This window comes from Pseudomonas sp. NPDC087358 (genome assembly GCF_044900785.1).
Classification (GTDB): domain Bacteria; phylum Pseudomonadota; class Gammaproteobacteria; order Pseudomonadales; family Pseudomonadaceae; genus Aquipseudomonas.
This window is the reverse complement of sequence record NZ_JBJDOA010000004.1, coordinates 168,711-188,152: the sequence shown is the minus strand read 5'-3', so window position 1 is coordinate 188,152 and position 19,442 is coordinate 168,711. Positions and strand designations below refer to the sequence as shown.

At 54.9% G+C, this 19,442-nt stretch carries 24 protein-coding genes; 8 read left to right on the top strand and 16 right to left on the bottom strand.

Annotated features, from left to right (window positions below; translation table 11 throughout):
• The first annotated feature begins 100 nt into the window (after positions 1-100).
• Positions 101-1,141, top strand: a complete 1,041-nt coding sequence (locus ACI2KS_RS10890; RefSeq protein WP_404619947.1) for an EamA family transporter — start codon at positions 101-103, stop codon at positions 1,139-1,141.
• A 21-nt stretch (positions 1,142-1,162) separates the two neighbouring features.
• Here the strand turns inward: ACI2KS_RS10890 and ACI2KS_RS10885 are convergent, their stop codons facing one another.
• Positions 1,163-1,969, bottom strand: a complete 807-nt coding sequence (locus ACI2KS_RS10885; RefSeq protein ID WP_404619945.1) for a sulfite exporter TauE/SafE family protein — start codon at positions 1,967-1,969, stop codon at positions 1,163-1,165.
• A 121-nt stretch (positions 1,970-2,090) separates the two neighbouring features.
• Here ACI2KS_RS10885 and ACI2KS_RS10880 point away from each other — a divergent pair, with 121 nt between their 5' ends.
• Complete coding sequence (locus tag ACI2KS_RS10880; protein WP_404619943.1) at positions 2,091-2,855, top strand: AraC family transcriptional regulator; 765 nt, start codon at positions 2,091-2,093, stop codon at positions 2,853-2,855.
• Positions 2,856-3,113: 258 nt separating this feature from the next.
• On the opposite strand, the gene ACI2KS_RS10875 is transcribed toward ACI2KS_RS10880, so the two are convergent.
• The gene (locus ACI2KS_RS10875; RefSeq protein ID WP_404619941.1) at positions 3,114-3,857 is read right to left on the bottom strand and encodes a MauE/DoxX family redox-associated membrane protein; all 744 of its coding nucleotides are present in this window, start codon (positions 3,855-3,857) and stop codon (positions 3,114-3,116) included.
• A gap of 515 nt (positions 3,858-4,372) precedes the next feature.
• Between ACI2KS_RS10875 and ACI2KS_RS10870 the strand changes: the two genes are divergently transcribed.
• Both ACI2KS_RS10870 and ACI2KS_RS10865 read left to right on the top strand, forming a co-directional pair.
• Entirely contained in the window at positions 4,373-4,723 is a 351-nt protein-coding gene (locus tag ACI2KS_RS10870; RefSeq protein ID WP_404619939.1) for a hypothetical protein, read from the top strand.
• 397 nt (positions 4,724-5,120) lie between these two features.
• Positions 5,121-5,879: a hypothetical protein gene (locus ACI2KS_RS10865; RefSeq protein ID WP_404619937.1), complete on the top strand. Its 759-nt coding sequence runs from the start codon at positions 5,121-5,123 to the stop codon at positions 5,877-5,879.
• Between the two features lie 317 nt (positions 5,880-6,196).
• On the opposite strand, the gene ACI2KS_RS10860 is transcribed toward ACI2KS_RS10865, so the two are convergent.
• Positions 6,197-7,006 (bottom strand): hypothetical protein, encoded by an 810-nt coding sequence (locus ACI2KS_RS10860; RefSeq protein WP_404619935.1) that lies wholly within the window; start codon positions 7,004-7,006, stop codon positions 6,197-6,199.
• 52 nt (positions 7,007-7,058) lie between these two features.
• Entirely contained in the window at positions 7,059-7,292 is a 234-nt protein-coding gene (locus tag ACI2KS_RS10855; protein WP_404619933.1) for a DUF2514 family protein, read from the bottom strand.
• Here ACI2KS_RS10855 and ACI2KS_RS10850 point away from each other — a divergent pair.
• The 3 genes from ACI2KS_RS10850 to ACI2KS_RS10840 all read left to right on the top strand — a co-directional run bounded on the left by ACI2KS_RS10850 (position 7,281) and on the right by ACI2KS_RS10840 (position 9,200).
• Positions 7,281-7,880 (top strand): hypothetical protein, encoded by a 600-nt coding sequence (locus ACI2KS_RS10850; RefSeq protein WP_404619931.1) that lies wholly within the window; start codon positions 7,281-7,283, stop codon positions 7,878-7,880. The two genes, ACI2KS_RS10855 and ACI2KS_RS10850, sit on opposite strands and share 12 nt — an antisense overlap.
• A 148-nt stretch (positions 7,881-8,028) precedes the next feature.
• Positions 8,029-8,997, top strand: a complete 969-nt coding sequence (locus ACI2KS_RS10845) for a phosphoadenosine phosphosulfate reductase family protein (protein ID WP_404619929.1) — start codon at positions 8,029-8,031, stop codon at positions 8,995-8,997.
• Positions 8,994-9,200, top strand: coding sequence for a helix-turn-helix transcriptional regulator (locus tag ACI2KS_RS10840; protein WP_404619927.1), 207 nt, complete (start codon positions 8,994-8,996; stop codon positions 9,198-9,200). Before ACI2KS_RS10845 ends, ACI2KS_RS10840 begins: the two co-directional genes overlap by 4 nt.
• Here the strand turns inward: ACI2KS_RS10840 and ACI2KS_RS10835 are convergent.
• From ACI2KS_RS10835 to ACI2KS_RS10805, 7 genes are all read right to left on the bottom strand, one after another.
• A complete protein-coding gene (locus tag ACI2KS_RS10835; RefSeq protein ID WP_404619925.1) occupies positions 9,197-9,922 on the bottom strand; it encodes a hypothetical protein in 726 nt (241 codons plus the stop codon). The genes ACI2KS_RS10840 and ACI2KS_RS10835 overlap by 4 nt on opposite strands.
• A complete protein-coding gene (locus ACI2KS_RS10830) occupies positions 9,915-10,586 on the bottom strand; it encodes a hypothetical protein (protein WP_404619923.1) in 672 nt (223 codons plus the stop codon). Before ACI2KS_RS10830 ends, ACI2KS_RS10835 begins: the two co-directional genes overlap by 8 nt.
• A gap of 36 nt (positions 10,587-10,622) precedes the next feature.
• On the bottom strand, positions 10,623-11,111 hold the full coding sequence (locus tag ACI2KS_RS10825) for an Arm DNA-binding domain-containing protein (RefSeq protein WP_404620690.1): 489 nt from the start codon (positions 11,109-11,111) through the stop codon (positions 10,623-10,625).
• Positions 11,112-11,864: 753 nt separating this feature from the next.
• A complete protein-coding gene (locus ACI2KS_RS10820; protein ID WP_404619921.1) occupies positions 11,865-13,106 on the bottom strand; it encodes a hypothetical protein in 1,242 nt (413 codons plus the stop codon).
• Positions 13,107-13,699: 593 nt separating this feature from the next.
• Positions 13,700-14,497: a DNA adenine methylase gene (locus ACI2KS_RS10815; RefSeq protein ID WP_404619919.1), complete on the bottom strand. Its 798-nt coding sequence runs from the start codon at positions 14,495-14,497 to the stop codon at positions 13,700-13,702.
• A 196-nt stretch (positions 14,498-14,693) separates the two neighbouring features.
• Complete coding sequence (locus ACI2KS_RS10810) at positions 14,694-15,206, bottom strand: lysis protein (RefSeq protein ID WP_404619917.1); 513 nt, start codon at positions 15,204-15,206, stop codon at positions 14,694-14,696.
• Entirely contained in the window at positions 15,203-15,697 is a 495-nt protein-coding gene (locus tag ACI2KS_RS10805; RefSeq protein WP_404619915.1) for a lysozyme, read from the bottom strand. The genes ACI2KS_RS10810 and ACI2KS_RS10805 overlap by 4 nt, the downstream gene beginning before the upstream one ends.
• Positions 15,698-15,785: 88 nt before the next feature.
• On the opposite strand from ACI2KS_RS10805, the gene ACI2KS_RS10800 reads away from it, so the two are divergent.
• Positions 15,786-16,109 carry a YceK/YidQ family lipoprotein gene (locus ACI2KS_RS10800; protein WP_404619913.1) on the top strand — a complete coding sequence of 108 codons (324 nt, stop codon included), beginning with the start codon at positions 15,786-15,788 and terminating at the stop codon, positions 16,107-16,109.
• Between the two features lie 790 nt (positions 16,110-16,899).
• Here ACI2KS_RS10800 and ACI2KS_RS10795 read toward each other — a convergent pair.
• Genes ACI2KS_RS10795 through ACI2KS_RS10775 form a run of 5 tightly spaced genes read right to left on the bottom strand, consistent with a single transcriptional unit; the run spans position 16,900 to position 19,428 of the window.
• Positions 16,900-17,268 (bottom strand): phage tail protein, encoded by a 369-nt coding sequence (locus tag ACI2KS_RS10795; protein ID WP_404619911.1) that lies wholly within the window; start codon positions 17,266-17,268, stop codon positions 16,900-16,902.
• Positions 17,265-17,618, bottom strand: coding sequence for a hypothetical protein (locus tag ACI2KS_RS10790; RefSeq protein WP_404619909.1), 354 nt, complete (start codon positions 17,616-17,618; stop codon positions 17,265-17,267). Before ACI2KS_RS10790 ends, ACI2KS_RS10795 begins: the two co-directional genes overlap by 4 nt.
• Positions 17,615-18,253, bottom strand: coding sequence for a hypothetical protein (locus ACI2KS_RS10785; protein ID WP_404619907.1), 639 nt, complete (start codon positions 18,251-18,253; stop codon positions 17,615-17,617). The genes ACI2KS_RS10790 and ACI2KS_RS10785 overlap by 4 nt, the downstream gene beginning before the upstream one ends.
• Positions 18,254-18,307: 54 nt before the next feature.
• Complete coding sequence (locus ACI2KS_RS10780; protein WP_404619905.1) at positions 18,308-19,174, bottom strand: hypothetical protein; 867 nt, start codon at positions 19,172-19,174, stop codon at positions 18,308-18,310.
• Positions 19,174-19,428, bottom strand: coding sequence for a hypothetical protein (locus tag ACI2KS_RS10775; RefSeq protein WP_404619903.1), 255 nt, complete (start codon positions 19,426-19,428; stop codon positions 19,174-19,176). The genes ACI2KS_RS10780 and ACI2KS_RS10775 overlap by 1 nt, the downstream gene beginning before the upstream one ends.
• Positions 19,429-19,442 lie beyond the last annotated feature (14 nt).

Sequence of the window (19,442 nt, the reverse complement as noted above, 5' to 3'; positions counted from 1 at the left end):
CCTGACACAAGCACTGCGTAGGGACTTTACACATGCAAAACCCCGTAGTCGGCGGGGTTTGCAGTTTACGTGCAACCCATCGAAAGAGGTGCAAGTGTCGATGAATCTCAGCATCGTGTATGCGCTGGCCGCCGCGGCCTTATTTGGTGCAAGCACGCCGTTTGCAAAACTGCTTGGCGTTGATGTCTCACCTGTGTTGCTTGCAGGGCTCCTGTACCTAGGCAGCGGCGTAGGGCTGAGCATGGTCCGATTTGCGCGTGACCGGGGTTGGAAAAGGTCGGGGCTCGCGTCGTCGGAATGGCCTTGGCTTATCGGCGCCGTAGCATTCGGGGGTGTCCTTGGGCCGGTTGCTCTGATGTTTGGATTAGCGAGGACGGCCGGCGCGACTGCTTCGCTGATGCTTAATCTGGAAGCAGTACTGACTGCGCTTTTGGCTTGGGTAGTGTTCAAGGAAAATGCCGACCGTCGCATCGTGGGCGCGATGCTCGCGATCGTTGCCGGAGGAGTAGTTTTGGCTTGGCCGGAGGGAGCAACTCAAGCCCATGACTGGCTTGGGCCAGCGGCGGTTTCATTGGCCTGTTTGTGCTGGGCTATCGATAACAATCTTACGCGCAAGGTATCCGCCTCGGACGCGCTCTTTGTGGCTGGATTCAAAGGCATGGTCGCAGGGCTGGTCAACTGTTCACTGGCGTTGCTCCTGGGCGCCAGGTTTCCTGATCTCTCAGTGCTCGCGCCGACGCTGGCGCTAGGCTTTCTCGGCTATGGCGTGAGCCTGGTACTGTTTGTCCTTGCCTTGCGCGGTCTGGGTTCAGCGCGGACGGGGGCGTATTTTTCTACTGCCCCGTTTCTGGGAGCAGCCATCGCCATCATGGCTATGGGCGAGCCCGTGTCGCTCTCGTTCTGGGCCGCGGCAGTGCTGATGGGCATCGGGGTCTGGCTTCATCTCACAGAGAGCCATGCGCATGAACATCGACACCTGGCGCTGACACATGGCCATCGACACATTCACGATGAGCACCACCAACACGAACATTCGTTTGATTGGGATGGAACGGAGCCACATAGCCACTCCCATAACCACACGCCACTCAAACACAGCCATCCGCATTTTCCGGATGTGCACCACAGGCATACGCACTGAAAAACCGCCGCAGCCCTGCATCTAATTGATAACAAGCGCCAGCAAGACAAGTATGAGCAGTGCAATGTAGATGCGCGCATGCAGCCTGTCCGGGATCCTCCCTGCAAGAGGAAGTGTCAGGCGAATGCCGATCAATGAACCGAGGGTCAATAAAACAAATGCAGGGAGATAAATGTAACCCAGAAAACCGTTGTTTATTCCCGCCGTTGCGAGTTGCCCGGTAACGGCGTACATCAGCGACCCTATCAGCGCCACCGGCATGCTCAAGGGATTCGCGAGGGCCGACGACTGAGCCATGCTCAACCCGGCTCTGCGCATCAGCGGCACGCTCATAACGCTGCCCCCTACGCCCAGCAGCGTAGCAACCGTTCCGATGGTGACACCTTTGATCGGCATCGCACGCAGCATCCTTGTGGTGTGACCCGTGCCTTGTAGAAACCCCTTGCGAAACAGGCAATCGGCGATGGTCAGCCCCAGGTAAACCATAAATGCTACCCGGACGCCGTCACTGCTCATTGCACTGCCCAGCACCGCACCTGCCACCGAACCAAGCGAGATATAACCTGCCAGCGGCCAGATGTAGCCGCGAACCAGTTTTGCAGCCCGATGCTGTTTGAACGTTGCCATGGATGAGCTGATCACCATGACGGCCGTGGAAGTGGCCACCGCGATTTGCATCGCAAAATCATGACCGGGCTCCCCCGGAATGTGGCCTGAAATCAATACGTGATACACCAGCGGCACGACCACAAAGCCGCCGCCGAAGCCGAACAGCACAGTGGTCATTCCCGTCAGGCAGCCAAAGACTGCAAGGATCAAAAGGCTCATCCGGTATCTTCCATTGCTCAATGTTTATTGAGCGGGCATCTTAGTGATGCGACGCCTGGACGACCTTAGCGAACGAGCCAAGCGTGTTTTCGTTTCGGCCAAAGCCTCACGGATCATCACGATGCACAATGCTTCCATCGCCATTCTGGACTCCACACCGCGTGACGTTGTGGCTATCGGCACGGACTATGAGCATGGGCATTGGCTACCGATGCACAGCCATCGACGCGCTCAATTGCTCTATGGATCGAAAGGCATCATGCAGGTAACCACGAACCTTGGCACATGGGTGGTGCCTCCACAACGCGCTGTGTGGATACCGCCGCAGGTGCCCCATGAGGTGCTGTTTCTCGGCGTAAGGACTCATAGTTTGTACATCGAGCCCGACCAATCGCCGATCACTCAAGAGCAATGCCAGGTCATCGAGGTGAACACCTTGATGCGCCATCTGCTTCACGAGGCCGTGGCCTTGCCTTTGAAGTACCAAGAGGATGGCCGAGACGGCGTGCTGATCAGTCTTCTGCTGCACGAAATACACCGTGCGAACGAACTCCCGTTGCACATCCCCATGCCCTCCCATGAGCGGTTGCTGGCAAGCTGTAAAACCTTCCTGATGACGCCGGATATCAACCTGTCTCCCCGGCAGTTGGCTGATTCGTCATTCATGAGTGAACGGACATTCTCTCGCCTTTTTCGCGAGCAAACCGGTCTTAGCTTTGGGCAGTGGCGACAACGAGCATGCGTCGTTCTGGCGCTTTCACGCCTGGCCGACGGCCACAGTGTGACCACCGTCGCGCTGGACATGGGGTATGAGAGCCCCGCAGCGTTCGCGACCATGTTTCGCCGGGTATTGGGCCAGGCACCTTCGGTGTACCTAGTCAATTGAGCCGCTTGTTGCAGTAACGCGACCTTTGGAGAGCCCGACCACAACGCCGGGCTTTTCATTGCCTGGAGACATCGCCGATGCCTTTACAGAAGGTAGGCGGACAGCAATACCCTGCCCTGAACTGGCCATCCTCAGACGCTGATGGCTGTTCTCGATGTATTCGTGAGCTAACCCAGCGCTGCGATCAACATCACTGGACTCAGTGGATGCAGGCCAGCGGCGCGCAAGTTGGGCAGACGCCGACCACCCCCTTACACTTCAAGGCTTGAGCAACATCCAGACCCCCATCCCCACCATTACCAGGTTTTCAGTCAGCGAAACGAAACCCAGCGGCACATTGCTGTCGCCGCCCACACAGGCGCATTTGAGTTCGCGTTTATCGATGTAAACCGCTTTGAACACCGACACTGCGCCCACCGTGCCGATCACCAGCGCCAGCGGCGCCGCCAGCCAGATCAGAGCGCCGGCGACCATCAGCAGGCCGGCAAGCGTCTCGCCGTACGGGTAGACGTAGGCATAGGGCACCACCCGCTGCGCCAGCAGGTCGTAGCCCAGGAACATGTTGGAAAAGCCTTCCACATCGCGCAACTTGAGCATACCTAGCAGCGTCATGCTCATGGCCAGGAACCATTCGATGACTCGCCCACTGAACAGCGTGCCGAAGGCCGCATAAGCACTGGCCAGGGCCATCAGCAGCGCCACGGCAAACACCACCAACACCGGGCGGTATTGCGTGGCCTCAGGATCGGCGACCCGCTTGCCGAAGAAGCGCCGAACGTCGTCGTAGCCACCGATGCGCTGGCCGTCGATGTAGGTCTGCGGAGTAGTGTCCACCCCTTCCCGACGCTTGAACTCATCGGTTTGTTCGCGCGTGCGCAGCCACTGATCGTCGACGCTATACCCCTCACGCTTGAGCAGGTCACGAGACTTCAGGCCGAAGGGGCACAGGTGTTCCGGCATCACCATGCGGTAGAGCACGGCGTGCTTGTGGGGGGCGGTCATCTCTGGTTTCTCCATGCGGGCTTGTCTAACCCTAGTGACTGCCCCTGCGAGGAGAAATTCAAAGACCGTACAGGGCTGCGCGTGCGCGGGCGCGCAACGCCTCCACTGGCCAAATATGACGAAGCCCCGGCAGATTTCTCTGGCGAGGCTTACGAGGCTATATCGGAAGACAGCGAGGCAAGAAGACCACGTCAACACAGTGAATTGCGGCAACATTTCATGATTGCGGCAATCCTGAAACGACTCAGGCGCTGAGGAATGATCCATAAGCGCCTGATTTTATTGGTGCCCCGAGCCGGAGTCGAATCTGTGCGGTAAATGCCATATTTCGCGGGCTTACACAGACGACAGATGAAGATGATGTACTAGTTCCTGTACTTTTTCGTAGTGGCTGCCCCTTCTTCCGGCGTTCTGCCGAGTGTTTCACACCTCAAACTGCTGCTCGTCACCCCGGTTAGCCTTTTCCCTCACACCTCGATTACTGTATATCCGAACAGTATCCGAGTTTTTAAGAAATGGACGCCTCACCCGACGCCGACTGGCAGGACGACTTCACCCGAGAACAAATGCTCGAGCAACAGTCGCACCTGCTCACTATGGAATGCCACATGCTGCAGAAGGAGCTGAGCCGCTACCGCAAGAACCTGGCGAAGCTGATCGACATGCACGGCGATGTGACGGTCGAGCGCGACAGGCTCCGAGTGGAACTCACAAAAACGCAAGCGCGGCTGTCTGACTGTCTCCGGGAAAACTCCTCGCTCAGCAACCGGATCGGCGGCCTTGAAGGCTGCCGGGATCAGCTTGCAGCAATTCACAAAGCGCAGCGCGAGGGGCCCGCCGCCGCTCTATCAACGAAACAGGACTGAACCCTGCTACAGGATCGAATCGACGGGCTCGGGTTACCCAAGTCGCTGAGCAGCGAACTCAATGATTTGGTGCGTGCGCTGGACAACGCGACCAGTCGAGAGGCAATACAGCGGGAGGGTGAGATGCACATCGCGTTTGGCCCTAGGGCTGGATCGTGCGAGCTTTGAGCTTCCCAAGCTGATAACGAGGGTTCGATTCCCTTCACCCGCTCCAATGAATTCAGGGCTTCCAGCCTACCCCGCGTAACCTTGGTGTCTGTTAAGGTGTCTGTTTCCAGAATTACCGACACCTCCATACACACACTCGCATCCCTCCTCAACACCACATCAACGGTTCGTCCGTCTACGCTCGCGCTGCGTGCTAGATTCGATTACTGTATATCCAAACAGTATTATCATGGACCAACTGATGGACGCTCCGGAAACAGCAGTCGTCCTTGCCGACTGGCATGAGCGATTGAACGACCCCACTAAATGGCGGAATCCACCGGCCCAGTATCGATACTTGGTTCAGGTATTGGGTCGGCTGACGGGATTGCAGCAGCTGGATCCGCTGGAACGATTCGACTTGGCCGAGCTGGCCGCGTCTGCCTTCTGCCATTTCACTGAAGAGACGCCGGTGGACTGGCGGCACCCTGCCTCGAACTATGACGTCCACAACGACACAGGCGAACAGGTAGGAAGCATCCTGGGCAACCGTTACTTTTTGCATGGCTCGGTTGTGAAGCCGGGTCCGATGGATTTCTTCGCCCAGATTCAACAGACAAACGGAAAACTGCATGTCATTACCCGTAGCTACGCCGTATACGGGGAACTGACCGAGCGGCACATTTATACAGGCACGGGACAACGACTGACTCTGGTTGAAACAGGACGAAATTTTGGCTTGGAAAAAACGAGGCTGGACGATCCGGACATCTATCGTGCAGTGGTGGAAGCGGCGCTGATCGCGCTGGAGGAAGGGGATATGTTGACGTACGTCATGCTTTGGGAAAAAGAAAACTTTTCAATTTTTCGGCAGTGCTCTCGCTGCTGCGACCGATTCGATACCCGGGAGGATTGCTCTACTTGTGCTGGCCAAGGCTTTATCGAGGATCCGCATAGACCGGATCGCCTCCCCAGCTACGATTTATCCGACAGGAGAAAGCAAGCATGACAGACGACTCTGAGCAGATCAGCATTCCGGTAGTGGGATGGGTAGACATGACGTTGGAGCAATGGTCCAAGTCTTGGACGGTCACCGCGTCCGGGTATGCTGGCTGTCGGGGCTGCGAAGGAAAACAGCCCCCCAGTTGTGCAAAGCTGCCCTTCAGACATCGCGATGGATGCCAGATGGCCACACGTAGATCACAGTACCCCTGGCTTAATCTCCGTGAACTGTTGCGTTCGATACCTGACACCGACGAAAACCCGAACCAGCTTGACTGGCAGGGGCTTTTTGCCACGACTGGATCGGCCCTTTGATTGAGCGGACTAGAAAAACTGATCAACTGGCCGGAGCGAAAGAAACTTAGGGTTATTTTTAATAGATATTTTTTTGCCATCAAATGTGAGCCAGAAGGCAAATCGAACTTCATTTTCGGGTTCAAAGAATTTTGGCTTCATGAAAGCGAGGTTCGCTTTCAAACTTTCGATATCCTTGACGCTAAACTCTGCCTCGCTATTTATAGTTCTTATCCTGTCTACATAGGAAATTTCCTTGATATCCATGTATAGATTCAGCCTATTCTTGATATCTTGCAGACTATATCTGGAAACTATATCGTCCGGGATATCACCAATCTTCACCTCGCTCCATAGCAGGTTGGCCAGATACGTTGCGAACTCGCCAACCTTGTCAGCGCTTATAGCCCATTGATCTTCATGCGTGACCGAAATTTCGCCAGCGCTATGTGAGCTTTTCGAGATGCAGTAAACCCAGCAATTGTGGCTTGAACTGTCGATTGTCATGCCCGTGGTGAACACTTGACCGTTCTCAACTACTAGCGAGTCGCATTGGAAATCCCCTTCACACTCAATCTCAAACGCAGATATCCAGGCCTTTGACACTTTTGTAAGGGAAGGGAATTTTATTTGATAGCTAAACCGCCCTTCATCCACGTCTCTCAACTTCTCATTATCAATTGTTCGAAAGTCGAAAAGCGTCCCAATCCGGACAGTGTTACATCCTTTTCTTATATTGTACTGCGCAGGGCAAAACTTAACTAAATCCGGAGAACTAAAACCAATGACTGGCATAACGAGTCCCTTCTCAATTTCAGGTTTAGAAACCAACGGACTCATACTGCCACAGATTTTAACTAAGAAACAAAAGTCCGTTAGAGCGCAGCAAGATCTAGGGCTTGGGGGACGAAGAACCCAGCGATGAGTAAGCGAGCTCGCACGCTTTTCCGGCTATTCGGGCTGCGTCATAAGCTCTTGCCAACTCCCCCGCTCGCTTGTCAGCCCTTTGGAACAGGTCGGAGAGCACCATGGCGGCGCGGGTGGCTGTCGCGCTTCGTTCGGCAGATCCGGAATTGCCGCTGGTGCAGCTTGATCCGGAGGCAAGGTCGCGGGCTTGACCGCGCACCCGTTCACCAGCTGCATCAGCTACCGGACTCAGGCAGCAATTCAGTCATCAAGCTGGTTACGCGGCGTTGAAGCGATGCCGAAAGCGATTCGACCTTGGAGCATTCAGGAAGCGCGAGACACCTACTTCCGGCGCTTGATGGACCAACTCAGCATCGAGCACCGGAAGAAAGCGGCAGCGAACGTCCAGCGCTCGATCGCTCGACCTGATGCCGCTTTGCTTCCACACATTCCAAAGGTCGACGCGCAAGAAACAAAGAGTCTCTGCTGCGAAGCAGCAGGCATTACTGCTCTTGTTCGTGCCGCCGATGACGCACGTATACCCCACGAAAAGCTGCGCCGGGCAGCGACCACTGAGGCAACGCTAAACGCTGGGTATTGCCCGCCCGCGCAGCTTGCTCAGGGGTATACGCACCTCAACGAGAAAGGAAATGAGCCGGAGGTGATTGGCCGACTAATGGTGCTGACGGAGGACCTGATTGCTATTGAGGTCGTCGCAACCTCCGAGATCGAAGAAGGTACACAGGTCATCCGCCTGAGCGACCACCGCGACTACGTTGCCACGCTAAGGCAAGGCGGTGCGGCATGAACCTACTCACCTTTCTAGCCGGTTGGGCGCTGCTGGGATGCGTTGTTGCGCTTTATGTAGGTCCGCGCCTCCGATCGCTGACCACAAGTTCAACTGCGTGCGCTTGCAAGCGAGGCCGTCTGCCGTGCAAATGTGGCGAGGTAAGCCAATGACCACTCACAACGTCGTAAGCGTGAGCGGCGGCAAGGACAGTACGGCAACGTTGCTGGTCGCCCTTGCCTTGGACACGCCCAACTTAACAGCAGTGTTCGCTGACACCGGCAACGAGCACGAGCAAACCTACCGATACCTCGATTACCTGGAGCAAGAAACCGGCGTAGACATCGCTCGCGTGCGCGCTGATTTCACCCAGCGCATCGAAGGTAAGCGCCGCTTCATCGAGTCCAAATGGCGCGAGCAGGGCATTGCGGAATCGATAGTCTTGGCTGCACTTGAAGTGCTGCAGCCGACAGGCAATCCGTTTCTTGACCTCTGTATCTGGAAGGGCCGATTTCCAAGTCGCATGGCTCAATTCTGCACCATGGAACTGAAGCGCGATCCCATGCTGGAGCAAGTCGTCATGCCCCTGATGGGTCCCGACAACATGATTGTGAGCTGGCAGGGAGTGCGGTCAGACGAATCGCTCAACCGCAAATATCTGCCTGAGTGCGACGAGGTGGGCGGAGGATTATTCAACTACCGGCCGATCCTAAAGTGGGATATCCCCGCTGTGTTTGAAGCCCATCGGTACATGGGCATCAATCCCAATCCGCTTTATTCCCAGGGCATGGGCCGCGTCGGCTGCATGCCTTGCATCAACTGCCGCAAAGACGAACTAAGCGAAATTGCGTTGCGCTTTCCAGAAGTCATCGATCGAATCGACCGATGGGAGCGAACCGTACTGCTAGCAAGTAAGCGAGGCGCCGCGACATTCTTTGCCAGCTCCAAGGCTAAGCATCCTGCTGGGTCAACAGCACATTTGACGTCGGTTCAAATCATGGAAACCGCAAGCATTCGCCAGCCGGTGGAATGGTCGAAAACTGCCCGGGGAGGCATCCAGTATGACCTGCTGATCGCCACCGATGCGACAGCCTGCAGCTCTGCTTACGGACTTTGCGACACGATGGAGGCAGCATGAGCGTGCAACTTGATCGCTATTTGAAGGAGGCCGAGGTACTAGCTGTGACTTCCCTGTCGCATGCCACGCTATGGCGGGAAGTAAAGGCAAAGCGCTTTCCAGCGCAGGTCCGGATTTCACCAGGTCGGGTCGGTTGGCGTGCTTCAGAAATTATACAATGGCAACTCAACCCTCCTGCGTGGACGCTACAGAACGCTGCCTAATGACTAATCTTAAAGCGTGACTCAAGTTGCGCTTTCTCCTCATCATACTGCGCAATCTGTTTATTCAGTACTTTTATTCGCTCTTCAAAGTTCTTTGCATCTGACAAAGTATGCCCCGCAATCAAACCAATAGAGTCAATAACGAATCGATTGAACCATCTAAATGCAGTCACTGCATTCAGCAACTCTTCATCCGTTATGGTTAGATCTGAAATCCTTTTAGGATGCGTGATCCTATCCCTGACTTTGAATGAAGGAATCATCTTCTCGAAATCAACACCTTCGCATTTAGTAGGCTTTAGATTGTATTCATCCAGTGGCTCATAGCATTCTCCGAAGACCTTAACCGTAAGTCGTAGTAGAGAAAGAGCGCTAACCTTTAATGGTTTCGTTGTAACCACGCCAGAACCGCTCACATCCACCTGCAATTCCTTCAACGCAAGGGCAAGCTCAGGCGAAAGCAGATCCCCGTTGTGAAGAACCAGATGTTTGCGCATGTGAAAGCTAGAAGCTTCTATGCACGAAAAAATCGCACGCAAAACGCTTCGGCGCTCGAAGCTGGTAAGCCTAGCTGTCTTGCTTGGCAAATCGTCGGCGTCTGCCATGACAAGATCGGGAACAACGTTCGCCACATCGTTGCACAGCTCAAGGTGAACAGCCTGGAGCTCCTTAAAATTCTCGACCAACCCATCTATATATCTACGTCTAGGTACATTATCCATTTATTGCGGAACTCCTAACTTTCGCCACGTCAACTAGCCAAGCTGGCCATAAGTTTAAAGCTGCTTGTTTCTCTTTGAAATAGTCATATCTATCGTAATGTTTCGACGACACATCGGAAAACGCGTGCCCTTGGATTCGATCCCGGATGTCTTTGCTAAGTCCAGCGACACCCATTAATGTTTTGCACGTCCGCCGAATATCTCTCAACACGAACGGGCCGTTGAACTCATCCTTATGGCGACTGTAGAGGCTGGTTACCGCACGCGAAAGTGAGTTGACGTGTATCGAGTCATTCTCGTACTTTCCCGCAAACGGGTAAAGCTCCTCGGACGTAACCATTGCTAGTCGCTCCAGACAGGTCAGAGCCAGCCCATTGAGCGGGACAGCATGTACCGTGCGCTCCCCCTCGTTTCCTTTCCCATCACGAATTAACAGATGGTCCTCGTGGTACATACTTCGGTTTGAGGTCAGTAGCTGCGTCGGTCGTTGGCCACCGGTCGCGATCAGGAACTTGATTAGCTCCGACGTCACAATACTGAGTTCCTCTGGCAACAAATTCCAGAGCGTGGCCAGCTCTTCGACAGACAGCGCTCGTTCCCCTGGTTTCTCCCAATCCTTCTGCACTGGCACGCCGGCGACGGGGTTATGTTTCAGGCCGAACATAACCCCATCCTTCAGATAGTCCCGAGGGTTGTTCTCCTAGTTCAAGCCGTGCTGAAACGCAGCATGAAGCCGAGCCCGTACGCGATTGGTAAAGGTGGTGACTCCGCTCTGAATCATCTTCGACAGGATATCTTTGATGTGACCAGGCTCAATCAAACTTGCAGGCAGCTTCGCAATGTCCGGGTGCGGGTCCGTCACGTACTTTTTGAACGACCACTCCACATCCGCCTCGGTCGCGGCATCCTCCTCTTTGAGTTTGGACACGTACGAATCCAGCAGCAGGGACAGTGAGCCGCCTGACGCATCGACCTCCCCCAGTTTCGCGCAATCTGTTCGTGCGTCAGACAGGGACATATCTGGCCAGTTGCCAAGTTTCTTGCGCCGGATCTTCTTCTGAACGTAACGGACGTAATAGAGCTCTTTCACCCCGGTGGTCTTGACCTTGACGACCAACACCCCCGCCCCACGTGCCCCACGCTGATCGGAACGGGTATAGTCGGCCGCACCAGGTTTCAATGATCGGATCTGTTTGTTAGCCGGAATTAACAGCAGATTACCTGATACAGAGTGAGACTAGAAATGCGGTTTTAACGCCATGATTTACAAAGGATTTTAGCACTGATGGATATGACATTGGATACCGTGATATTTCATGCTAATCAGCTTCCCAAGCTGATAACGAGGGTTCGATTCCCTCCACTCTGTCCAGTATTGTCAAGACTTCCAGCCTTCCCAGAATGATTCCCTACCGTGGTGGTGACAGTTTGCTGGTAGCTTCAGTGCTCGACGTCTGCGCAGAGCACTTAAACCTGATAGAGGGCTTTGCGAGATAGGCCGCAAGTTGAACGCCGATCAGCGACCGCCCCTGTGTCATCGACCCTATGCGAGGAAAGCTATTTTTCATGAGAATTTTGTTTCACCGGCTTATTTTTGGCGATACAGGCCAACGCCTAAAATCCCTAGCAAACATCGAAGCCCGTGGCTGCGCTCCATTGCCCATCACGAAAAAGGTCAGCTATGCTGCGAAAACAGCTAATTAGGTAAGCCCATGCAGATCACCGAAGCGGTACTACAGAGAGAGGTCAGGAACGTCAGTGAGGTCAATCGACTGATAGGCGAGGGATTGACACTGGTAGCCGTTTTACCACGCTACGACCATATGAATGCTCAGGCGGTTGCTCTATATGTCTTGGGCATTGACCAACTCCCGGAGCCGGATGGATGACGAGCTTTTGAAAACGCTCCGATAGAGCGTTTAATCTTTAATGAATATTTAAGCTATTGTCCCATATCGCCTAAACCAAAGAATTTTAGCTCAGCTATCTTCGCAGATAGTTGGTCTCTAGTAGAGACTTCACTAAGCTTGCCGATAACACTGCGAACGACCACTTGGACTAACCCGGCTAGGTAATTCAACTCCTCAGAATCAACGGCATGAGAAGATCCATGAGCAATACTGCTTCTCTTGCCATAAATACTGGTCACTTTAGCCTTAAGATCCAGTCTGGACGCTGCCCTATCTGACAGCAAAAAAGCTACCGCATCGGATATAGTTGCAGATATAGGCTGCGCTTTGTCGTCAGATGTAAACAGAGATTCCAATGCAAGAACCAAGTGCAGGTACGCTACGTGATCATGCTGCTGCGCAACCGCTGAAGAGAACCACTTTATGGCCCGTAGCACTCTTTCTTCAAGGTCAGAAAGCTTCCCTGCCGGTTTCTCCTGCAGAGAATAGATTTTAGGACACTCTAACTCGTTCATGAGCCTAACCGCTTCGCCATCTATAATAAAGCTCTCTGCGCCTTCCATGTACTGAGTTATATTGCCATCACTGACTACCAGAATATCCTGTCGATCTGTCGCCGACGAAAGTCGGATATCAAGCTTTCGCCCACTTTCGATTGACTGTCCCGCATATCTGAGGACATCCACGATCTTGCTGAATGCTTCGAAAGCCAGCTCTCGAGCTCTTATGGGTTCTGCGCGTACTTCGTAGGACATTACCACTTTATGCAACAGCTCAGATTTTCTTTCAGCAACATAATTCTCGTACTGACCCACTTTATCAGGCTGAATATCAATATTCCCTTTCACCAAAATTTCAGCAAATGCGCTCTCACCGCAATGGAAAACGTTTACACCGTGGGCGTGCAAGTTTGAATTCCTTAGTTTTACACCCTGCACAACCTGATAAACATGCTGCAGGGTGTTATATTCTGAAGCAAGCGAAGCAAACTCCGCCAGCTTGATTTCTGCGGCCTGATCGTCCAACTGAGTTATCGATGAAGCAATGACCAATAATTCTTTTCGCACCGCCCTATAAGAGTAGGTATTTTCGCAATGCGCATCTTTGATAAATTTCTTTACCAAATCATCAAATTCCGCCTTTAAGCCGCGATCAAGCGAAATGGAACCGCTAGTTCCAAAATGGGACTCCACAATATTGTCGCCGGTATCTGCAGAACGTTCAGCAATACTTCGAATTTTTCCGCAGTTACTCTTAACCGCCAATGCATGCATTAAATCGCTCCCGGAATTAGATTTGATAGCTGTTGGTTTAGCCTAAAGAAAAAATGACGTAATCAAATCATCCTTTCTCTACCGTAAACATATCATAAACTAACGATGAATAATTCAGTCGATAGCCCCACCGCTTTTGTCGCATCTGCAGCAAACGGCGCTGCAGTCGTCGGTGGTAGGCTTGATCCATGCACATGCGCCGCAATCTGCATGTGCATGTGCATGTGCATGTCCTGAACCAATCAATCTGATCACTAAAGACTCGTAGAACGTTGACGCTTTCCGTTACCAGACAAGTTTTCGGCGCTGGAGACGCTGACTGGCTCAGCCGCGCTCTTTCGTAGCCCAGCGATCCGTTCTTCCATAACGCCACCTACGGCTGCGTTGTGCTTCTTGCCCACAACCAAGTTCAAATCCCGGCCCGTGGCTTGGTGCGTGTCCGCTCTGGACATTAACTCCTATGCCGTGAACCATCGGTATCGAGCAACGGGCTCTGTAAATACCCAAACAAATCTTCCGGGCCCACGATCAAACGCAGGTGTTCAAGGCCAGAGGTGAAAAAAGCGAGTCGTGAAATTTGGGCCGCCTAGCTATCAAAACAGCCCTCCCAATGCTCCCTCCTCCCAATTCGTTATCACCAGTTCACTCGATTCGTCGGATGCCCCTTGCCGGCGATTCGCGGTGCTGTACCGAATCTTTATTTCCTTCTGATGGAAACCCCGGAACACTCTGCGTATATCTGGATGATCATTGATGCTGACCATCACCCTGCCCTTGCACCCCCGCATGAAATCGGCGATGCGGTCGTAGTTATCAAACCCAAAATCGACGCCATACCCTGCGGTGTTCCAGTAGGGCGGATCCATGTAGTGGAATGTGTGAGCACGGTCGTAGCGCTCGGCACATTCCAGCCAGGGCAGGTTTTCCACGTAGGTGCCAGAGAGGCGCTGCCACGCCGCCGAGAGGTTTTCCTCGATCCGCAGCAGGTTGATCGCCGGGGTGGTTGTGGCCGTGCCGAAGGTTTGCCCCGAAACCTTGCCACCGAAGGCGTGAAGCTGAAGATAGAAAAAGCGCGATGCGCGCTGGATGTCGGTCAGTGTCTCCGGCCGTGTCATTTTCTGCCATTCGAAAATCTGCCTCGAGCTGAGCGCCCATTTGAACTGGCGGATGAATTCTTCGAGATGGTTTTGCACCACGCGGTACAGGTTCACCAGCTCGCCGTTGATGTCATTCAGAACCTCGACTTTCGCCGGCTGTGGTCGCATGAAAAATAGCGCCGCACCTCCGGCGAAGAGCTCCACGTAGCATTCGTGTGGCGGGAACAGCGGGATCAGGCGATCAGCAAGGCGGCGTTTGCCGCCCATCCAGGGAATGATGGGAGAATGGTTCATAGTGTGAGCAGCCTTATGCAGAGAGGTGAAAAGACGCTGGATTCACTTTGCTTTTTGCATGAAGCGCAAGCCCTGCCCTGGGGCTTGTTGCGGGCCGGCTTCGTGGAGATCAACAGATTGCTTTCTGTCTCAGGTTGCACTGGCGGGATTTCTGGAGGACGCAGGGAGACGCATCACTCAGAGACAAGTAATGCAGTCATCTACAGACATCCCTGATATACGACTGGGCGGCCTTCAGCGCTGCTTGGTCGGCGATGATTCCGGCTCGGATATCGAAAATGTTGCGTCCAACAGCTGCAGCGAGTTCGACGGAGCCCGCATCACCCAGGCCGGCGGCGCTGGTGGTACCAGACACGTTCCCGCCACCGGGACTACAACTTCCCGCGATGCGCAGCCGGCGATTACCGTCAGCAACAGCGCGGCGTAGATATTCGTTTGTCGCCATATCATCGGCTTTCTCCCTCGTGTACCTGGCATCGCTTGCAGCTGCTCGTGATTCAGCCTCTTGCTGTTTGGCCAAGGCCTGGCGTGCCTGTGTCGCGGCGGCATTTGCGATCATGGTCAGGTCCGCATGGCGGTTCGCTTCATTCGTAGCAATGACAGTGCCGTAGGCGTTGGCCTGCCAGCACCACGCTGCAGCAAACCCGATCCCCATCAGGGAAACCGCCGCCAGTCCGTTGGCCAGCAGCTTCAAGCGCACGGCCGTCACGCGACCTTTCCGCCTGCGGCGATGTACCACGCGATGAGATCTTCAAGCTTGTGCTCTCGTTGGCCATACCCGGCACCGGGTAGACTCGCCCAGATATTGGATACCTTGTCGATCGCGTCGGTGATGTGGCCGCCCACAATGTTCGGCAATGCACCACGCTCGCGGATTTGCTGAATGGCAACTATGTCTTGGCTGACCGGGGAGAAATCCTTCAGCGCGAGCAAATTCCGATACGCCGTCCACCAGCGCTGCAGCAGCTGATAGCGCCCCGCCGCCGTCGACTTCAGCCCTCTGTGGTTGACGGTCACCAGCACACCAGGGTGATCCGCGTAACTGGTGAATACGTTCGGGCTGTCGATGCCGCCAACGATGATGTCGTAGCCAACGTCTCGTGTGTAGCGACTGGTCTCGGTGCCTTCACTGAACGCCAGCATGTCGAGGAATGCCAGAACATTTCGCCCGCCGGCGGCTTGCTCAGAAATTCGAGCCATGACTTTTCTCCAGGCATATAAAAGCCCGCACTTGGCGGGCTGGTTGATCAGCAGGTTATGATTGGGGCATCACTACAGGGAGTTAGAAATGAAGATATGGATTGCGGGCTGTCTCGTTTCAGCAATTTCAGGCTGTGGCACCATCGTAACGCTGTCCAATGAGAAAGGTGCCGCCAACGAACTCGCCAGCTGGCATTCGAATTGCCAGACCATTCCCCGCGTCTACAGTGGCCTAGCCTATGAGTTCTGCACCCTGAACGGCCCTGAGAGGCATGCCGACGAGTCTGCCGCATCAGCAGCCGCCTTCGACCTGGTGCTTTCCGGCATCGCCGACACCCTTGTCATTCCCTACACCGGTTACCAGCAGTACCAGCTTGGCAATATTCAGGTCCGTAGAAAACAATCTGATTGAGTTTGCATAAGTTAAAAGGGCTAAGGTGCTGCTAACGCGCACTCCGGTCGGGACAAGCCTTCCTCCCCATGAACAAAGACTGCCTAAGCCGTAGATACAGCTGAACGTTGCCTTATGTGTTAGTGGACGCAAGTAAACTCGATGTACCAGTAATTTGATTGTGCAAAATAGGAGTTCTGGCCAGAGTTTATTACCGCCCCGCCTTCGGCTGAGGAGCCCTCAGCGTTGATCCTGTAAGGGCCAGTGCATGCATCGTGCATCTGCTTGTAAGCATCGTCGCGACGCTGCTTTCGGACAAAGTCAGCGCCATCATTCAGATATTTGACGATACCGGGACGCGAAGACTCATTGACTGGAGCGTACGCCGAGCCTGAATTGGGCGACGACACCATCTGCGCGGATGTACACCCGGTCAACGAAGCAATCGCAACGACGATCCCTATCGAAGTAATAAGCTTCATTGTCATGTATCCCTGCGAGGGCCAAGGCGGCCAAAGGCTAATATTACTACTCTCGATGACTGCAGCTGACAATAAAAGTGACTGGCCAAGCCTCCAAATTGGCACCGACAGCAGCTCCAGGTATTCCACTGCTATACCTACGCGCCCCGGACACTCCTGCCAGCTGGGTTGCTGCGGGTGACACCAACCCATCAATCACCCAGTGGCTACCCGGGGCGACAATGAGTGCGTCCGTGTCTCCAGGGCCCTAAAGCGTTTAACCTCACGCGCATCTGGCATCTCCGAAATTCGAATTTTCTGAGCGCTACCGGTCTCGCAACGATTTAACCTCAGGCAAGTTCAGGCGCAGGCACGGAGGGGTCCGCGGCAATGTCTGGGATTGCCGGGGTGGTCGGCCAGCCCGGCGCTGCTGGCCAACTCGCCTGCGTAGCGACCTTGCCCAGCGCGAACTTGTAAGCCTTCCACGCTTTGATGCTGATGGTCAGGGCAGCGAGTTCGGTCTCATCCTCTGCGGTGGTCTCGCCAGCATCCACGCCGTAGCCCAGGGTGTCGATGCGGTCCTGAATGCGGGCGATTTGCACAGCGGCTGCAGCGTTGCGCTTCACCAGGTCAGATTTTGCAGCCAGCAATACGAGCGCAGCCGCGGCGGCATCCTTCATCTCCCTGGTGATCATTTTCGACCAGTCGATGTTGGTCATTCTGGCGCCTCCTGTTGCAGCGCTGACTCATTGACGGGCGCTGGATCAGGCAATGGTTTTGGAAGTTCGACCGGCCCGTCCGGAATGTTTTCGAGCAACTTGGGAGTCGCCTGCTCTGGACTGAAATTTGCCGGAACCGGATAGAGCAGAGACAGCGAGATCACCCCCTTCTTCCTGATGATCTTGCCCAGTGAAAACCACTTCGATTGAACTGCACTTCCCACAATCGAAGCCCCTTCGAGTAGCGGAGAAAGGTCGAAGCGCTCGTCATTGATGATCAGCGTTTCGCCATCTTTCGTAATCTCGAACTGCTGATCGTCATGCCGCTGCCCGTAAACCGTGATGTTCATGCCTTCCACCTTCCGTGCGCGACAAGCGCGATTATCATATTGCCGCCCGCCGCCAGCTGGTGGTAACACGCCCATGTACCCCAGGCCAGCGCGCTGCCGAACAACTGCTGCCCTGCCCAACCGCCCCCGGCCGACTCGGAAATGCCGTAGCCGAACATTTCGTAGTCGCCTACGAACTGATAGGCGAATGCGCCCATGTCCTGGTTCAAGCTTTTGAATATGTTCCCGCTCGCAGCGGTGCCGCCGCCGATCGTGACTTGCTTTCTTTGGGTGAGCGACCCGTCGGCGCGCTTCTCGTAATAACAACCGTTGAGGATGCCACTCTCAAGGATTGCGCCGTTTGGAATTCCGCCAACGTCCGAAACGGTGCCCACGATATTCGCTCGTGAGTAGTTCCCGACGGCATTCAGCGCCGCGAGCAGGTTCGCCATCGACGAAACGCCGGTGCCCCCCTGCGCTACGCTGAGAGCCGTAGTCAATCCAGACAGCGAGGTGATGTCGTTGTTGGCGCCCTTCTCGGCCATCTTTTCGTAGAGTTCGGTGAAGTTCTCATTGCACTTCACATTGGCGCTTCGGTTGGTATCGCCTCCGGTGCCGCTGGGTATCTCGCCCAGGTTGATGACTTGCCTTGCCATGGGTATCTCCAATGCAAAAACCCGCCATAAGCGGGTCGGTTGGTGTTTGAGGGTTTAGCGGTAGGGAAATGGCAGGTGACTGGTTGAGATGACCAAAGCTTCGGGCAGCCGATCGGCAGGCAAATTCTGATAGGACGCCGGTATGCTGTAAGCCGTGCCGCCGGGAAACGCTTCAGGGCTCGCGCCGGCCGGTGCAAACATAAAACTGATGCCGCCAGCACGGCCGTACACGCCTTCCGAAACGCTGTACTGGGATACCAGCCCTCCGGCCCCCACCGTCGCGGTCTCGATCAGGCTGGCGGTCCGCGCCCAGGGCAGACAGGCTGCGAAGTTCCCATTGCCCAGCCCGATATCGACCACGCAGTGCAACTGCGTATCCACGGTCGCGGTCTGGTAGCGGATCTTTTCGTGCCGGCCGCCGAGATAGGTCACGACCTTGCGTCCATAGCGATCGTTGTCGGGCGCAGGTGGCGCTCGTACTGCGGCGACGATGTTCAACGGTGGCTGCAGCGAGTTGAACGTGATCACTCCGGTGTCGGTATAGGTCTTCAGGTAGGGACCGCCGGGGATGTTGTCAGCCATCAGATCGAAGCAGTAATACCGCGTGCCGGCATCGCCGCCGGTGTACAGGAAAGTGATGCTGCTTCCTGAGCGCCGCGTCCCGTTGAGGCATCCCTTGCCGACGATGAACACGATCGGTGAGACCGCGGCGTCCAGGGTGAAACCGTACATCGCATCGCCTTCCCGAAAGGACGGATTCCAGTTGCCGCCGTGGTTTGGGTCTAGGTTCGCTGAACGCAGGTACTGCCGGGGCCAGGTTTCGATGTAAGTCATGTGCCCGCTCTTGACCAACCCATGGCAAATCCGCGCAGTGTCGAAGAGAAGTTCACCGCTGGCCTTGGTGACGATGAGGGACGCCATCAGTAATACCCGTAGTAGATTCGGCAGTTCGCCGAGAAATAACCCCAACCGTTGGTGGAATACGAATACGTCCAGGACAGCGTCGTTCCGGACAGCATGACCCCGGGTCGTTTGCCTTTTTCACGCTGCAGGTCCACCAGCGGAACAACGATGAAATAGGCCACCTTGCCCGCCGGCGGCCTGGGGATGGCAGCAGCACCATCCACGCCGCCCGTATCGAAGCTGCCCATGTGCTGGCTGATCCTCATGGTCATGTTGAGGATCTCGT

Excerpts from the sequence above, each read along its gene's own strand:
- ACI2KS_RS10890 (WP_404619947.1), top strand. The coding sequence starts at position 101 with ATGAATCTCAGCATCGTGTATGCGCTGGCCGCCGCGGCCTTATTTGGT.
- ACI2KS_RS10885 (WP_404619945.1), bottom strand. The coding sequence starts at position 1,969 with ATGAGCCTTTTGATCCTTGCAGTCTTTGGCTGCCTGACGGGAATGACC.
- ACI2KS_RS10880 (WP_404619943.1), top strand. The coding sequence starts at position 2,091 with ATGCACAATGCTTCCATCGCCATTCTGGACTCCACACCGCGTGACGTT.
- ACI2KS_RS10875 (WP_404619941.1), bottom strand. The coding sequence starts at position 3,857 with ATGACCGCCCCCCACAAGCACGCCGTGCTCTACCGCATGGTGATGCCG.
- ACI2KS_RS10870 (WP_404619939.1), top strand. The coding sequence starts at position 4,373 with ATGGACGCCTCACCCGACGCCGACTGGCAGGACGACTTCACCCGAGAA.
- ACI2KS_RS10865 (WP_404619937.1), top strand. The coding sequence starts at position 5,121 with ATGGACCAACTGATGGACGCTCCGGAAACAGCAGTCGTCCTTGCCGAC.
- ACI2KS_RS10860 (WP_404619935.1), bottom strand. The coding sequence starts at position 7,006 with ATGAGTCCGTTGGTTTCTAAACCTGAAATTGAGAAGGGACTCGTTATG.
- ACI2KS_RS10845 (WP_404619929.1), top strand. The coding sequence starts at position 8,029 with ATGACCACTCACAACGTCGTAAGCGTGAGCGGCGGCAAGGACAGTACG.
- ACI2KS_RS10840 (WP_404619927.1), top strand. The coding sequence starts at position 8,994 with ATGAGCGTGCAACTTGATCGCTATTTGAAGGAGGCCGAGGTACTAGCT.
- ACI2KS_RS10835 (WP_404619925.1), bottom strand. The coding sequence starts at position 9,922 with ATGGATAATGTACCTAGACGTAGATATATAGATGGGTTGGTCGAGAAT.
- ACI2KS_RS10830 (WP_404619923.1), bottom strand. The coding sequence starts at position 10,586 with ATGTTCGGCCTGAAACATAACCCCGTCGCCGGCGTGCCAGTGCAGAAG.
- ACI2KS_RS10820 (WP_404619921.1), bottom strand. The coding sequence starts at position 13,106 with ATGCATGCATTGGCGGTTAAGAGTAACTGCGGAAAAATTCGAAGTATT.
- ACI2KS_RS10815 (WP_404619919.1), bottom strand. The coding sequence starts at position 14,497 with ATGAACCATTCTCCCATCATTCCCTGGATGGGCGGCAAACGCCGCCTT.
- ACI2KS_RS10805 (WP_404619915.1), bottom strand. The coding sequence starts at position 15,697 with ATGGCTCGAATTTCTGAGCAAGCCGCCGGCGGGCGAAATGTTCTGGCA.
- ACI2KS_RS10800 (WP_404619913.1), top strand. The coding sequence starts at position 15,786 with ATGAAGATATGGATTGCGGGCTGTCTCGTTTCAGCAATTTCAGGCTGT.
- ACI2KS_RS10795 (WP_404619911.1), bottom strand. The coding sequence starts at position 17,268 with ATGACCAACATCGACTGGTCGAAAATGATCACCAGGGAGATGAAGGAT.
- ACI2KS_RS10790 (WP_404619909.1), bottom strand. The coding sequence starts at position 17,618 with ATGAACATCACGGTTTACGGGCAGCGGCATGACGATCAGCAGTTCGAG.
- ACI2KS_RS10785 (WP_404619907.1), bottom strand. The coding sequence starts at position 18,253 with ATGGCAAGGCAAGTCATCAACCTGGGCGAGATACCCAGCGGCACCGGA.
- ACI2KS_RS10780 (WP_404619905.1), bottom strand. The coding sequence starts at position 19,174 with ATGGCGTCCCTCATCGTCACCAAGGCCAGCGGTGAACTTCTCTTCGAC.
- ACI2KS_RS10775 (WP_404619903.1), bottom strand. The coding sequence starts at position 19,428 with ATGACCATGAGGATCAGCCAGCACATGGGCAGCTTCGATACGGGCGGC.